The organism is Microbulbifer sp. 2205BS26-8 (genome assembly GCF_030731025.1).
Lineage (GTDB): Bacteria > Pseudomonadota > Gammaproteobacteria > Pseudomonadales > Cellvibrionaceae > Microbulbifer > Microbulbifer spongiae.
Genome location: NZ_JAVAMR010000238.1, coordinates 1 through 256, shown reverse-complemented (window position 1 = coordinate 256; position 256 = coordinate 1). Strand labels below are relative to the sequence as shown.

The following is a 256-nucleotide window of genomic DNA, read 5'->3' as shown; positions in this document are numbered from 1 at the left end:
TAAATCCTCCGGATAATAAAATACTGCCCGGCTGTCCGGATTGCCGGCGAGGCTGCCATCCGCGCTTAAAAACCCACTGCTATCGATATTGAGACCGGCGGCGGTCATGGCAGTGCCTTCGGCGCTATACCAGCTGTCCGGCAGTTCCGCACCAGTACTGCCGGGCTGATCACCAATCATCGCCGCGGGCTGGTAGCTGCCAAACAAATCCACCGATACCGCACCGGAAACCTGGTCCACACTGAGACGCTGGATT

General features: G+C 58.2%; 1 protein-coding gene. It reads right to left on the bottom strand.

What is annotated here, in order from left to right:
* On the bottom strand, positions 1 to 256 hold a 256-nt coding region (locus Q5Y71_RS17415; protein WP_306043326.1), incomplete at both ends, for a hypothetical protein.